Origin of the sequence: Roseateles sp. (genome assembly GCF_965229315.1) — a bacterium.
Lineage (GTDB): Bacteria > Pseudomonadota > Gammaproteobacteria > Burkholderiales > Burkholderiaceae_C > Pelomonas.
Genome location: NZ_CBDDJA010000002.1, coordinates 732,418 through 744,956, shown reverse-complemented (window position 1 = coordinate 744,956; position 12,539 = coordinate 732,418). Strand labels below are relative to the sequence as shown.

Here is a 12,539-nt window from a genome sequence, read left to right as displayed (position 1 = left end):
CGAAGTCTGCCACCGACTCGCGCCCCCGCCCCGTTACGCTCGTCATGGTGGCGAGGCTGCGCAGCGCCCATTCATCTCCCGACGAAACGAGGTCACCCGATGAAGAAGTCCCCCGACGCCTACCGTGTCGCGCCCGGCGACAAGGTCAAGCTCAAGCGCTGGCCCACCCAGGTGGCGCCGCTGTACCGCGACAAGGACGACTACGCGCAGCAGCTCGCCGCGCACGTCGCGCGGCTCAGCGAGATGCAGAACCTGCTGTACGCGCACAACCGCTACGCGCTGCTGCTGATCTTCCAGGCCATGGACGCGGCGGGCAAGGACGGCGTCATCAAGCATGTGATGTCGGGCGTGAATCCGCAGGGCTGCCAAGTGTTCAGCTTCAAGCACCCCAGCGCGCTGGAGCTGGACCATGACTTCCTGTGGCGCACGACGCAGTGCCTGCCCGAGCGCGGCCGCATCGGCATCTTCAACCGCTCGTACTACGAGGAGGTGCTGATCGTGCGCGTGCACCCCGAGATCCTGAAGGCGCAGTCGCTGCCGAAGGAGGCTGCGAAGACGCCGAAGATCTGGGCCGAGCGCTACACGTCCATCAACAACCTGGAGCACCACCTGCACCTGAACGGCACGCGGGTGGTGAAGTTCTTCCTGCACCTGTCCAGGGAGGAACAGCGCCAGCGCTTCCTGGCGCGGCTGGACGACCCCGCCAAGAACTGGAAGTTCACGGTCGACGACATCGCCGAGCGCGAGCACTGGCCCGACTACATGAAGGCCTATGGCGAGATGCTGGGCGCCACGAGCACCGCCTGCGCGCCCTGGCATGTGGTGCCCGCGGACGACAAGCTCAACGCACGCCTGATCGTGTCGCAGGTTATCGCGGACACGCTGGATTCGCTGAAGATGCAGTATCCCAAGCCCAGCTGCGACGCGGCCGAGCTGGCGGACATCCGCAAGCGGCTCAGCCGAACTTGACGGCGTAGATGGGCGGCAGGTGCTGCGACACCGGCTGCCAGTGGTCGCCGGCATCGGGGCTGGCCCACAGGCCACCCGTCGTGGAGCCCATCAGCAGTTGGTCGCCGCTGTCGTCCACCGCGAGGCCGTGGCGGAAGATCAGGTCGTAGCAATGCTGCTGCGGCAGGCCGGTGCGCAACGCCTCGAAGGTCTGGCCGCCGTCGCGCGTGCGCGTCACGCACAGCGCGGCGTCCACCGGGATGCGGCGCTCGTCCTTCACGGCGGGTGCGAACCAGGCCGTGTCCGGGTCGCCCGGATGGGCGGCCACCGCGAAGCCGAAGCTGGAGGGCTCGGCCTTCAACTCGGTCCAGGTCGCGCCGTTGTCCACACTCTTGAAGATGCCGTTGTGGTGCTGGCACCAGAGCACGTCGGGCGCGGCGCGGCAGCGGGCGATGAGGTGCGGGTCCTGCACGTTCTCCTCGCCGGCCTGCTCGGGCGGCATGAAGTCGGCCCGCATGCCCTTGGCGCGCAAGCCCCAGGTCTGCCCGCCGTCCGTCGTGCGCCAGGCGCCCCCGCAGGAGATGCCCAGCAGCAGCTCGCCCGGATGGCGCGGGTCGGGGCAGATGGAGTGCAGCGCGGGCGCGTCGTTGCCGCCGCCGAACCAGCCCAGGCGCTTGGGCTCGTGCCACAGCGCCTCGTTGATCTGCCAGCTCTCGCCGCCATCGCGGCTGGCGAACAGGCCGCCGGGGATGGTGCCGGCCCAGACCGTGTCGCCGGCACGCTCCAGCGCCCAGATCTGCAGCAGCTTCCACGCCGGGCCTTCGGCACCCTCGGGCTGCGGTGGGAATGTCGGCACGCCGACCTCGCGCCACGTCCTGCCCGCGTCATCCGAGGCCTGCAGCTTGGTGCCGAAGTGCCCCAGGTTCAGTGCCGCCAGCATGCGGCCCGACCCATCCGGCGGCAGCAGCATGCTGACCGGGTCGGCCAGGAAGCTGACGTTCTCGATCCGCCAGCCGCCGGCGCGGCGGCGCAGTTCGAACAGGCCTTTGCGGGTGGCGGCCCAGGCGCGGTCTTGGGTCATGGCATCAGCCTCCAGAGAGTGCTTGCAGGACATGGACCCGGCTGCCGGGTCCCAGCGTGTCGGTCAGCCCGCGCAGGTCGCGCGCGCGCCGTCCGTCGATGAAGACGACGACGTTGGGGCGCAGGTGGCCCTGGTCGTCGAGGATGTAGCCGCGCAGCCTGGGGTTGATCGCGAACGCGGCGTCCAGCCCCTCGCGCAGCGTGGCCGCGCCCGTGTCGACGACGGGCGTGTCGACGAAGCGGCGCAGTTGCGGCGTGAATTCGATCAGGGCCATGCCAGGACGACGAACCAGGAGGCCCGCATTCGACGTCGTATCCCCTACGAAAACCTCCGTGATAACCCGAAACGAGAATGCGGGCGATGAACTCCGGCATCCTCTACGCCCTCGGCGCCTACCTCAGCTGGGGGCTGTTCCCGCTGTACTTCCGGCAGATCGCGACCATCCCCGCGCTGCAGATCGTTGCGCACCGCACGTTGTGGTCGCTGGTGTTCGTGGCCGTCGTGCTGATCGTGACGCGGCACGGCGCCTGGCTGCGCACGGTGAGTGCGGCGACATGGCGGCGCTTTGCGGTGTCGGCCACGCTGATCGCGATCAACTGGCTGACGTATGTGTGGGCCGTGGGCCACGGCCACGTGCTGGACGCGAGCCTGGGCTATTTCATCAACCCGCTGGTCAACGTGGCGCTGGGCTTTGCCGTGCTGCACGAGCGCCCGCGGCCGGCGCAGTGGTTCGCCGTCGGGCTGGCGGCGTTTGGCGTGATCTGGCTGACGGTGGCCGCCGGACGGCTGCCCTGGGTGGCGCTGGTGCTGGCGGTCAGCTTCGGCTTCTACGGCCTGATGCGCAAGACCGCGGCGCTGGGTGCCATCGAGGGGCTGACGCTGGAGACGCTCATCCTCGCGCCGCTGGCCGCGGCCGGGCTGATCTGGTGGTCTCAGGACGGCAGCATGGCCGGGCAGACGGCGGTGGACTGGGCCTGGCTGATCGGCACGGGGCCGGTCACGGCCGGCAGCCTGCTGCTGTTCGCGGCTGGCGCGCGGCGCATCCCGCTGGCGACGCTGGGGCTGGTGCAGTACGTGTCGCCGTCGCTGCAGTTCCTGCTCGGCGTGTTCCTGTTCCACGAGCCGATGAGCGCGAGCCGGCTCGTCGCCTTCGGCTTCATCTGGAGCGCGCTGGCCGTCTACAGCGCGGAGGGCCTCTGGCAGAACCAGCAGACCCGCCGCGCGTTGGCGGTCAAGCCACTCTGACGGCTCAGGCCGCGGCGGGCTGGCGCATCATGTAGTCGAACGCGCCCAGCGCCGCCTTCGCGCCGTCACCGGCCGCAATGACGATCTGCTTGAAGGGCACGGTCGTCGCGTCGCCGGCCGCAAACACGCCGGGGATGGAGGTGGCACCCTTGGCGTCGACGATGATCTCGCCGTGCTTGCTGAGCTCCACCGTGCCGCGCAGCCACTCGGTGTTGGGCACCAGGCCGATCTGCACGAAGCAGCCGTCCACCTCCACGCGCTTACTCTCGCCGGTGACGCGGTCGATGTAGTTCAGGCCATCGAGCTTGCCGTTGCTGCCGCCGGTGAACTCCGTCGTCTGAGCGTTGGTGATGATGGTGACGTTGGGCAGGCTCTTCGCCTTGTTGACCAGCACCGCGTCGGCGCGCAGTTCGGCACCGAACTCGATCAGCGTCACGTGCCTGACGATGCCGGCCAGGTCGATGGCGGCCTCGACGCCCGAGTTGCCGCCGCCGATGACCGCGACCGGCTTGCCCTTGAAGAGCGGGCCGTCGCAGTGCGGGCAGTAGGCCACGCCCTTGTTCTTGTACTCGGCTTCGCCGGGCACGCCCACGTTGCGCCAGCGCGCGCCGGTGGACAGGATGACGGTCTTGCCCTTGAGCTTGGCGCCGTTGGCCAGTTCGATCTCGACCAAACCGCCCGGTTGAGCAGCGGGGATCAGCTTCTCGGCGCGCTGCAGGTTGTGGATGTCGACCTTGTAGTCCTTCACATGGCCTTCCAGCGCGGCGGCGAACTTCGGGCCGTCGGTCATCGACACCGAGATGTAGTTCTCGATGCCCAGCGTGTCGTTGACCTGGCCGCCGAAGCGCTCGGCCGCCACGCCGGTGCGGATGCCCTTGCGCGCCGCGTAGACGGCCGCGGCCGCGCCGGCGGGGCCGCCGCCGACGATGAGCATGTCGTAGGGCGCCTCGGCATCCAGCTTCTTCGCGTCCCGCGCGGCGGCGCCGGTGTCGAGCTTGGCGACGATTTCTTCCAGGCTCACGCGGCCGGACACGAAGTGCTCGCCGTTCAGGTAGACGCTGGGCACGGCCATGATGTCGCGGGCCTCGACCTCGGCCTGGAACAGCCCGCCGTCCACGACGGTCGTGCGGATGCGCGGGTTGAGGATGGCCATCAGTGACAGCGCCTGCACGACGTCAGGACAGTTGTGGCAGGTCAGGCTCATGTAGACCTCGAAGTCCAGGTCCACGTCCAGCGCCTTGACCGCGTCGATCTGCGCGGGCTCGACTTTGGGCGGATGGCCGCCGGTCCACAGCAGCGCCAGCACCAGCGACGTGAACTCATGACCCAGCGGAATGGCGGCAAAGCGCAGCGATTGCTCGGTGCCGGTGCGGCGCAACAGGAAGGACGGCGTGCGCGTGTCGACGCCATCGGCACGGAACGAGATCTTGTCGTTCATGCCGGCGATCTCTTCCAGCAGCTCGCGCATCTCGTCGGCGGACGCGGAGTTGTCCAGCGACGCGATGATCTCGAACGGGAGCTTGACGTGGTCCAGGTAACCCTGGAGCTGGGTCTTCAGTGCGGCGTCCAACATGGTGAGGTCCTTTCAGTGAGACGTGGCGGGGCTGGCCACTGCTGAAAGGGTCACCTCAGGTGGAGGCCCTTTCAGCAGAACCTGTGAGGCTCTGCGGAAGGCAGGAACCCTCCCGGGTTCCTGGTGTTCGTCATGTGGACGAGTTAGATCTTGCCGACCAGGTCCAGCGACGGGGCGATGGTCTTGGCGCCTTCGTTCCACTTGGCCGGGCAGACTTCACCCGGGTGAGCGGCGGTGTACTGGGCAGCCTTGAGCTTGCGCAGCGTTTCCTTGACGTCGCGGGCGATCTCGTTGGAGTGGATCTCAGCGGTCTTGATGACGCCGTCCGGATTGATGACGAAGGTGCCGCGCAGCGCCAGGCCTTCTTCGGGGATGTGCACGCCGAAGGCATTGGTCAGCGTGTGGGTCGGGTCGCCCACCAGCGGGAACTTGGCCTTGCCGACGGCCGGCGAGGTTTCGTGCCACACCTTGTGCGAGAAGTGCGTGTCGGTCGTGACGATGTAGACCTCGGCGCCCAGCTTCTGGAACTCGGCGTAGTTGTCGGCCGCGTCTTCCACTTCGGTCGGGCAGTTGAACGTGAAGGCGGCCGGCATGAAGATCAGCACGGACCACTTGCCCTTCAGCGTTTCGTCGCTGACGGTGATGAACTTGCCGTTCAGGAAGGCTTCGGTCTTGAAGGGCTGGACTTGGGAGTTGATCAGGGACATTCGCGAGCTCCGTGGGGGCTGGTTGATGGGATGGAAAGAACTATATCGAAAACCCGTAGTCGGTTGAAAACGTTAATCAAATCGCCACCATTGATGCAGGCTATTGCCCGCATCGTCAAACGGCTCAGCCGACCGCGCCCGCCAGGGCGGCGACGACCGTCTCCTGCTGCTCGTCGGTGAGGTCCGCACTCATGGGCAGGCTCATCACCCGCGCGGCCGCTGCGATGCTGTGCGGGCAGTCGTGCGGCCCGGCGTAGCGCGCATAGGCCGGCTGGTGGTGCAGCGGGCGCGGGTAGTGCACGGCGGTCGGCACGCCGGCCGCCTTGAGCCGGGCCTGCACCGCCTCGCGGTCGTCCACAAAGACGGTGTACTGCGCCCAGACGCAGTCGCGGTCGTCTCGCACAGCCAGCAATTGCAGGCTGGGGATCGCCGCCTTGAGCTTGGCGCGGTAGGCCTCGCCCAGCGCGAGCCGGCGGCGCACTTCCCACGCGAAGCGGTCCAGCTTGCCCAGAATGACGGCGCATTGCAGCGTGTCCATGCGCCCTCCCACGCCCAGCCGCGTGTGCAGGTAGCGCTGGCTCTGGCCGTGGGTGCGAATCTCGCGGCAGGCCTGGGCCAGCGTGTCGTCGTTCGTGAAGATGGCACCGCCGTCGCCATAGCAGCCCAGCGGCTTGCTCGGGAAGAAGCTGGTGCAGCCGAAGGTGGAGAGGTTGCAGCTCTTGCGGCCCTTGTACGTGGCGCCGAAGCTCTGCGCGGCGTCTTCGATGACGGCGATGCCATGCTTCTGGCCGATGGCGTTGATGGCGTCCATGTCCGCGACCTGGCCGTACAGGCTGACCGGCATGATGGCCTTCGTCTTGGGCGTGATGGCCGCCTCGATCAGCGTCGCGTCGAGGTTGGCCGTGTCGGGCTCGATGTCCACGAACACCGGCACGCCGCCGGCCAGCACGATCATCTCGGCCGTGGCGGCGAAGGTGAAGGGGCTGGTGATGACCTCGTCGCCGGGCTGCAGGTCCAGCGCCATCAGGCAGATCAGCAGCGCCTCGGTGCCGCTGGCGACGCTGATGCAGTGCTGCGCGCCCGTATAGGCCACGAGCGCCGCCTCCATCTCCTTGACCTCGGGGCCGAGGATGTACTGGCCGTGGTCCAGCACGGCCTGGATGCGGGCGTTGATGTTGTCGCGCAGCGCCGCGTACTGGCTCTTGAGGTCGATGAAGTCCATCAGATCAGGCTCAACTGTTGGCCGGCGAGGCGGTAGCGGTCGCCGGTGTGGGGGCAGGTGGTCTCGACGGGCTCGGCGCTGCGCAGCGGCAGCACCAGGCGCTCGCCGAAGCGGCTCATCCAGCCGATCTGCTTCGCGGGCACGCCCACCATCAGCGCGAAGTCAGGCACGTCGCGGTTGATGACCGCGCCTGCGCCGATGAACGCGTGCCGGCCGATGGTCGTGCCGCAGACGATGGTGCTGTTGGCGCCCAGCGTGGCACCTTGCTTCACGAGCGTGCGGCGGTACTCGTCCTTGCGCGTGACGGCCGAGCGCGGGTTGTAGACGTTGGTGAACACCATGCTGGGGCCGCAGAACACGTCGTCTTCCAGCGTCACCGCGTCGTAGACGGACACGTTGTTCTGGATCTTGACGTTGTCGCCGATGACCACATCGTTGCCGATGTAGACGTTCTGGCCGAAGGAGCATCTCGCGCCGATGCGCGCGCCGGCGCTGATGTGCACGAAGTGCCAGACGCGGCAGTCCGCGCCGAGCTGGGCGCCGTCGTCGACGATGGCGCTGGGATGAATGGTCGTGGCCATCAGTAGTGCAAAGGCAGGTTGATGCGCTTGCCGTCGCGGGCGCTCATGTACATCGCGATCAGCAGTTCCAGCGACTTCAGGCCCTCGCGGCCGTCGGTCTCTGGGTGCGCCTCACCGCGCAACGTGCGGATGACGTTGTCGTAGTACCGCGGGTGGCCGAACCCGTAGACCGACGTGGTCTCGTAGCTCGCGTCGGCGATCTGCGCGTCCATCTCGTGCGGGGTGTCGAACTGCCAGTGCTGGATCTCGTTGACGGCGACGCCGCCGATGCGCACCGAGCCCTTCTCGCCGAGCAGCGTGATGGAGCCTTCGAGGTTCTTCGGGTAGGTCAGCATGCTGACGTTGACCGTGCCCATGGCGCCGTTGCGCCACTTCAGCGCGGCCACGCCGCTGTCCTCGACCTCGATGTTGCGGGCCAGCGTGCCGGTGTAGGCCATGACGCTTTCCACCGGGCCGCAGATCCAGTCCAGCAGGTCGATGTAGTGGCTGGCCTGGTTCATGAATGCGCCGCCGTCGAACTCCCAGGTGCCCCGCCATTCGGCGCTGTCGTAATAGCTCTGCGGGCGCGTCCAGAAGACGTTGACGGCGATGTTGTAGAGCCGGCCGAAACGGCCTTCGGACACCGCGCGCTTGAGCAGTTGCAGCGTCGGGTTGCGGCGGTTCTGCTTGACGACGAAGAGATGCACGCCCGCGTCGTCGCAGGCCTTGACCATGGCCAGGCCGTCCTGCCAACGCGTGGCCATGGGCTTCTCGGTCATGACGTCCAGCCCGGCCGCAGCAGATTCGATGGTCTGGCGCGGGTGCAGGCCGCTGGGGGTGGTCAGCACGACGCAGTCGATGCCCAGTTCGGCCTTCGCGGCGAGAAGGTCCGTCAGCGTCGTGAACCCACGCGCGCCGGTCTTGGCCTGCGCCGCCTGCAGCGCCGCGGGGTCGGTGTCGCACACGGCCACCAGCGCGGCCCGCTCGGCATGCTGCTTGATGGCTTCGATGTGGTTCTGCGCGATGCGGCCGCAGCCGATCAGCGCGAAACGGACCTGGCGACCCTGGACGGGGGAACGGGAGGTGGGCATGGACAACTCGGGGAACTCAGTCCCCGGATTGTCAGATCAAAGCCCGGCCTCCAGCGCCAGCAGGTCCTCGACGGTCTGGCGGCGGCGGACCAGCCGGGCCGCGTCGCCGTCCACCAGCACCTCGGCCGCCAGCGGCCGGCTGTTGTAGTTGCTGGACATGGACGCGCCGTAGGCGCCCGCGTCGTGGATGACGAGCAGGTCGCCCACGCAGGCCGGCGGCAGCTCGCGCGTCAGCACCTCGCCGCCGGGGCCTTGCGTGAACACGTCGCCCGATTCGCACAGCGGGCCGGCCACCACCGCGGGCTGCACCGGACCGCCCGCACCGAGGACGCTCATGGCATGGAAGGCACCGTACATGGCCGGGCGCATCAGCTCGTTGAAGCCGGCGTCCACCAGCACGAAACGGTTGGCGCCCGCGTTCTTGACCGCGCGGACTTCGGCCAGCAGCACGGCGCTTTCGGCGACGAGGTAGCGGCCGGGCTCGATCTCCAGCTTCAGCGCATGGCCCACCAGAGCTTCGGCCTCGCGGCGCGCGGCGTCCCACAGCCCGAAGTAGTGGTCGACGTCGATGCGGGCGTCGCCATCGCGATAGGGAATGGACAGGCCGCCACCGGCCGAGATCGCGTGCAGGTCGTGGCCTGCCTCGACGGCCTGCTTCACGAGGCCCACCATGGCCTGGCCGACCTGGGCCAGATGGCCGTAGTCCACGCCGGAGCCGATGTGCATGTGCAGGCCCACGAGCTTCAAGCCGTGCTGGCGGATGGCGGCCAAAGCCTCGGGCAGGTCGGCGTGCCAGATGCCGTGCTTGCTGTGCTCGCCGCCGGTGTTGGTCTTGTGGCTGTGCCCGTGGCCGAAGCCGGGGTTGATGCGCAGCCAGACCGGATGGCCGGGCGATGCCGCGCCGAGTTGGTCGAGCATGTCGATGGAGCCGGCGTTGACGGGAATGCGGTGCTCGACGACGGTGGCGAGCGTGGCGGCGTCCAGCAGGTCGGCGGTGAAGACGACCTCGTCCCCACCGGGAACATAACCGGCGGCAAGGGCTCTCAGGATCTCACCACGCGACACGGCATCCACCTTGACGCCCTCGCCGTGCAACAGCTTCAGGATGTGCGTGTTGGAGCAGGCCTTCTGCGCAAACCGCACCACGTCGAAGCGCTTCAGCGCCGCCGCGCGGGCGCGGATGGTGGCGGCGTCATACACCCACAGCGGCGTGCCGTGTTCGGCGGCGAGCGCTTGCAGGCGGGCGGGCGTGAGGGAGGCGGGGAGCTGCTGGGTCATGGCGCGAAGCATGCGCGCCACAGGCCATTCAATCAAATTGCAATTCGTCGCTGCACAATTCAATCCTGATATGGATATCCAGCACCGCCACATCGAGGTCTTCCGCGCCGTCATGACGGCCGGCAGCGTCACGGCCGCCGCCGCGCTGCTGCACACCTCGCAGCCCACGCTCTCGCGCGACCTCGCGCGGCTGGAGCAGTTGCTCGGCTATGCCCTCTTCGAGCGCGAGCGCGGCCGGCTCAAGGCTACGGCGCGGGCGCGGGCGCTGTTCGACGAGGTGGAGCGCAGCTTCCAGGGCCTGGCCCGCGTCATCGAGCGCGCCGAGGCGCTGGGCCGGTCTGAGGACGCCGAACTGAGCCTGCTGAGCCTGCCCGCGCTGTCGCATGCGTTGCTGCCCGGTGCGTTGCAGCAGTTGCTGGCCACCCACCCATCCGCCCGCGTCTCGATCACGCCGGCCGAGCCGCCGCTGCTGGACGCCTGGGTCAGCGAGCAGCGCTTCGACCTGGGCCTGGCCGAGCAGGCCACGCCGCTGCCCGGCGTGCGCGTGGAGCCGGTGCTGGCCGCCGACGAGGTGGCCGTGCTGCCGACGGATCACCCGCTCGCATCCCGCAAGCGGCTGGCGCTGAAGGACTTCGCCGGCCAGGACTTCATCAGCCTGGCCGAAGACGACCCCTACCGGCGCGAGATCGACGCGCGCTTCGCCGCGGCCGGCATCGCGCGCCGGCTGCGGGTGCACACGCACAGCGCGGTGGCGGTGTGCGAACTGGTGCGCGCCGGACTTGGGCTGGCCATCGTCAACCCGCTGACGGCTGCGGCCTGCGCAGGCTCGGGGCTGGCCGTGCGGCCGCTGACGGTGTCGATCCCCTACCGGGTCAGCGCACTGATCCCACTGCATCGACCGGCGCAGCCGCTGGTCGAGGCCTTGCTCAGCGCGTTGCGGCGCGGGCCACCACCGTCGGCTTCTCGCCGAAGCGCTTGACGATGCTGGCCTCGATGCCGGCGGCGTCCAGGCCGCACAGGCTCATCAGCTTGGCCGGGTCGCCATGCTCGACGAACTCGTCGGGCAGGCCCAGCTGCAGCATGGGCACGCTCAGGCCCGCGGCATTCAGTGCCTCGGTGACGGCGCTGCCGGCGCCGCCCATGAGGCAGCCGTCTTCCACGGTGACGAGGGCCTCGTGCGTGCGCGCCAGCTCGGCGACGAGTTCGGCGTCCAGCGGCTTCACGAAGCGCATGTTGGCGACGGTCGCGTCCAGCCGCTCGGCGACCTCCAGTGCCGGGTACAGCAGCGTGCCGAAGGCGAGGATGGCGATGCGCTTGCCCTGGCGGCGCACTTCGCCCTTGCCCCAGGGCTGGGCGGTCATGGCCTTGACCGGGACGACGCCCACGCCCGCGCCGCGCGGGTAGCGCACGGTCACCGGGCCATCGTGCATGAAGCCGGTGTACAGCGCCTGGCGGCATTCGTCCTCGTCGGCCGGCGTCAGCACGGCCATGTTGGGAATGCAGCGCGTGTAGGCGATGTCGTAGTTGCCGGCGTGCGTGGCGCCATCGGCGCCGACGAGGCCGGCGCGGTCCAGCGCGAAGAGGACCGGCAGGTTCTGGATGGCCACGTCATGGACCAGTTGGTCGTAGGCGCGCTGCAGGAAGGTCGAATAGATCGCGACGACCGGCTTGATACCCTCGCAGGCCAAGCCCGCGGCGAAGGTCACCGAGTGCTGTTCGGCGATGCCCACGTCGTGGTAGCGCTGCGGAAAGCGCTTGTGGAAGTCGACCATGCCCGAGCCTTCGCGCATCGCCGGCGTGATGCCCACCAGGCGCGGGTCGGCCTCGGCCATGTCGCACAGCCAGTCGCCGAACACCTGCGTGAAGGTGAGCTTGGGCGGCGTGGCCGGCTTGACGAAGCCCACGGCCGGGTCGAACTTGCCGGAGGCGGCGTGGTACTTGACCGGGTCGGCCTCGGCCAGCTTGTAGCCGGCGCCCTTCTTGGTGACGATGTGCAGGAACTGCGGGCCCTTCTTGTCGCGCAGGTTCTCCAGCGTCGGGATCAGCGAGTCCAGGTCGTGACCGTCGATGGGCCCGACGTAGTTGAAGCCGAACTCCTCGAAGATCGTGCCGGGCACGACCATGCCCTTGGTGTGTTCCTCGAACTTGCGCGCAAATTCATACAGCGGCGTGTTCTTCAGCACGCTCTTGGCGCTCTCGCGCGCTGCCGTGTAGAAGCTGCCGCTCATCAACCGGGCCAGGTACTTGTTCAGCGCGCCGACCGGCGGGCTGATGGACATGTCGTTGTCGTTCAGGATGACGAGCACGTCGCCCAGCAGGCCGCCATGGGCGACGCCGGCGTTGTTCAGCGCCTCGAAGGCCATGCCGGCCGTCATCGAGCCGTCGCCGATGATGGCCACGGCCTTGCGGTTCTCGCCCTTGAGCTTGGCCGCCATGGCCATGCCATGCGCCGCCGAGATGCTGGTGGACGAGTGGCCCGTGCCGAAGGTGTCGTACTCGCTCTCGTCGCGGCGCGGGAAGCCGCTGATGCCGCCCAGCTGGCGCAGGCCCGGCATGCGGTCGCGCCGGCCGGTCAGCACCTTGTGCGGGTAGGTCTGGTGGCCCACGTCCCACACCAGCCGGTCTTCCGGCGTGTTGTAGACGTAGTGCAGCGCGACGGTCAGCTCCACGGTGCCGAGGTTGGAGCCGAGGTGGCCGCCCGTCCTGGCCACGCTCTCCAGCACGAAGGCACGCACCTCGTCGGCGACGCGCCTCAACTCGGTCCGCGGCAGCCGGCGCAGGTCGGCCGGGCTGTCGATGCTGTTCAGCAGGGTGTAGTCCATGGCGAGGGCCTT

General features: G+C 68.6%; 12 protein-coding genes. 3 read left to right on the top strand and 9 right to left on the bottom strand.

The features are described 5' to 3' along the window. The first annotated feature begins 99 nt into the window (after positions 1–99). Positions 100–969, top strand: a complete 870-nt coding sequence (locus tag ACO07H_RS08210; protein WP_422012970.1) for an ADP-polyphosphate phosphotransferase — start codon at positions 100–102, stop codon at positions 967–969. Here ACO07H_RS08210 and ACO07H_RS08205 read toward each other — a convergent pair. Together ACO07H_RS08205 and ACO07H_RS08200 are read right to left on the bottom strand one after the other, a co-directional pair. Further along, positions 956–2,029, bottom strand: coding sequence for a WD40/YVTN/BNR-like repeat-containing protein (locus tag ACO07H_RS08205; protein ID WP_422012968.1), 1,074 nt, complete (start codon positions 2,027–2,029; stop codon positions 956–958). The genes ACO07H_RS08210 and ACO07H_RS08205 overlap by 14 nt on opposite strands. Positions 2,030–2,033: 4 nt before the next feature. After that, complete coding sequence (locus ACO07H_RS08200; protein WP_422012966.1) at positions 2,034–2,303, bottom strand: MoaD/ThiS family protein; 270 nt, start codon at positions 2,301–2,303, stop codon at positions 2,034–2,036. Positions 2,304–2,389: 86 nt separating this feature from the next. On the opposite strand from ACO07H_RS08200, the gene rarD reads away from it, so the two are divergent. After that, positions 2,390–3,274 carry an EamA family transporter RarD gene (gene rarD, locus ACO07H_RS08195; RefSeq protein ID WP_422012964.1) on the top strand — a complete coding sequence of 295 codons (885 nt, stop codon included), beginning with the start codon at positions 2,390–2,392 and terminating at the stop codon, positions 3,272–3,274. 4 nt (positions 3,275–3,278) lie between these two features. Here the strand turns inward: rarD and ahpF are convergent, their stop codons facing one another. From ahpF to lysA, 6 genes are all read right to left on the bottom strand, one after another. Next, complete coding sequence (gene ahpF, locus ACO07H_RS08190) at positions 3,279–4,847, bottom strand: alkyl hydroperoxide reductase subunit F (RefSeq protein ID WP_422012962.1); 1,569 nt, start codon at positions 4,845–4,847, stop codon at positions 3,279–3,281. A 143-nt stretch (positions 4,848–4,990) separates the two neighbouring features. Continuing rightward, positions 4,991–5,554: an alkyl hydroperoxide reductase subunit C gene (gene ahpC, locus ACO07H_RS08185; RefSeq protein ID WP_422012960.1), complete on the bottom strand. Its 564-nt coding sequence runs from the start codon at positions 5,552–5,554 to the stop codon at positions 4,991–4,993. Between the two features lie 124 nt (positions 5,555–5,678). Further along, complete coding sequence (locus ACO07H_RS08180; protein ID WP_422012958.1) at positions 5,679–6,776, bottom strand: DegT/DnrJ/EryC1/StrS family aminotransferase; 1,098 nt, start codon at positions 6,774–6,776, stop codon at positions 5,679–5,681. Beyond that, entirely contained in the window at positions 6,776–7,357 is a 582-nt protein-coding gene (locus tag ACO07H_RS08175; RefSeq protein WP_422012956.1) for an acyltransferase, read from the bottom strand. The genes ACO07H_RS08180 and ACO07H_RS08175 overlap by 1 nt, the downstream gene beginning before the upstream one ends. Then, complete coding sequence (locus ACO07H_RS08170; RefSeq protein ID WP_422012954.1) at positions 7,357–8,427, bottom strand: Gfo/Idh/MocA family protein; 1,071 nt, start codon at positions 8,425–8,427, stop codon at positions 7,357–7,359. The genes ACO07H_RS08175 and ACO07H_RS08170 overlap by 1 nt, the downstream gene beginning before the upstream one ends. Positions 8,428–8,463: 36 nt before the next feature. Next, complete coding sequence (lysA, locus tag ACO07H_RS08165) at positions 8,464–9,705, bottom strand: diaminopimelate decarboxylase (protein ID WP_422012952.1); 1,242 nt, start codon at positions 9,703–9,705, stop codon at positions 8,464–8,466. A 70-nt stretch (positions 9,706–9,775) separates the two neighbouring features. Between lysA and ACO07H_RS08160 the strand changes: the two genes are divergently transcribed. After that, positions 9,776–10,684, top strand: a complete 909-nt coding sequence (locus tag ACO07H_RS08160) for a LysR family transcriptional regulator (RefSeq protein ID WP_422012950.1) — start codon at positions 9,776–9,778, stop codon at positions 10,682–10,684. On the opposite strand, the gene dxs is transcribed toward ACO07H_RS08160, so the two are convergent. Then, entirely contained in the window at positions 10,632–12,527 is a 1,896-nt protein-coding gene (gene dxs / locus ACO07H_RS08155) for a 1-deoxy-D-xylulose-5-phosphate synthase (RefSeq protein WP_422012948.1), read from the bottom strand. The genes ACO07H_RS08160 and dxs overlap by 53 nt on opposite strands. Positions 12,528–12,539 lie beyond the last annotated feature (12 nt).

Coding starts and splice junctions, on each gene's coding strand:
- ACO07H_RS08210 (WP_422012970.1), top strand. CDS start 100: ATGAAGAAGTCCCCCGACGCCTACCGTGTCGCGCCCGGCGACAAGGTC.
- ACO07H_RS08175 (WP_422012956.1), bottom strand. CDS start 7,357: ATGGCCACGACCATTCATCCCAGCGCCATCGTCGACGACGGCGCCCAG.
- ACO07H_RS08170 (WP_422012954.1), bottom strand. CDS start 8,427: ATGCCCACCTCCCGTTCCCCCGTCCAGGGTCGCCAGGTCCGTTTCGCG.
- ACO07H_RS08160 (WP_422012950.1), top strand. CDS start 9,776: ATGGATATCCAGCACCGCCACATCGAGGTCTTCCGCGCCGTCATGACG.
- ACO07H_RS08200 (WP_422012966.1), bottom strand. CDS start 2,303: ATGGCCCTGATCGAATTCACGCCGCAACTGCGCCGCTTCGTCGACACG.
- ahpF (WP_422012962.1), bottom strand. CDS start 4,847: ATGTTGGACGCCGCACTGAAGACCCAGCTCCAGGGTTACCTGGACCAC.
- ACO07H_RS08180 (WP_422012958.1), bottom strand. CDS start 6,776: ATGGACTTCATCGACCTCAAGAGCCAGTACGCGGCGCTGCGCGACAAC.
- rarD (WP_422012964.1), top strand. CDS start 2,390: ATGAACTCCGGCATCCTCTACGCCCTCGGCGCCTACCTCAGCTGGGGG.
- ACO07H_RS08205 (WP_422012968.1), bottom strand. CDS start 2,029: ATGACCCAAGACCGCGCCTGGGCCGCCACCCGCAAAGGCCTGTTCGAA.
- dxs (WP_422012948.1), bottom strand. CDS start 12,527: ATGGACTACACCCTGCTGAACAGCATCGACAGCCCGGCCGACCTGCGC.
- ahpC (WP_422012960.1), bottom strand. CDS start 5,554: ATGTCCCTGATCAACTCCCAAGTCCAGCCCTTCAAGACCGAAGCCTTC.
- lysA (WP_422012952.1), bottom strand. CDS start 9,705: ATGACCCAGCAGCTCCCCGCCTCCCTCACGCCCGCCCGCCTGCAAGCG.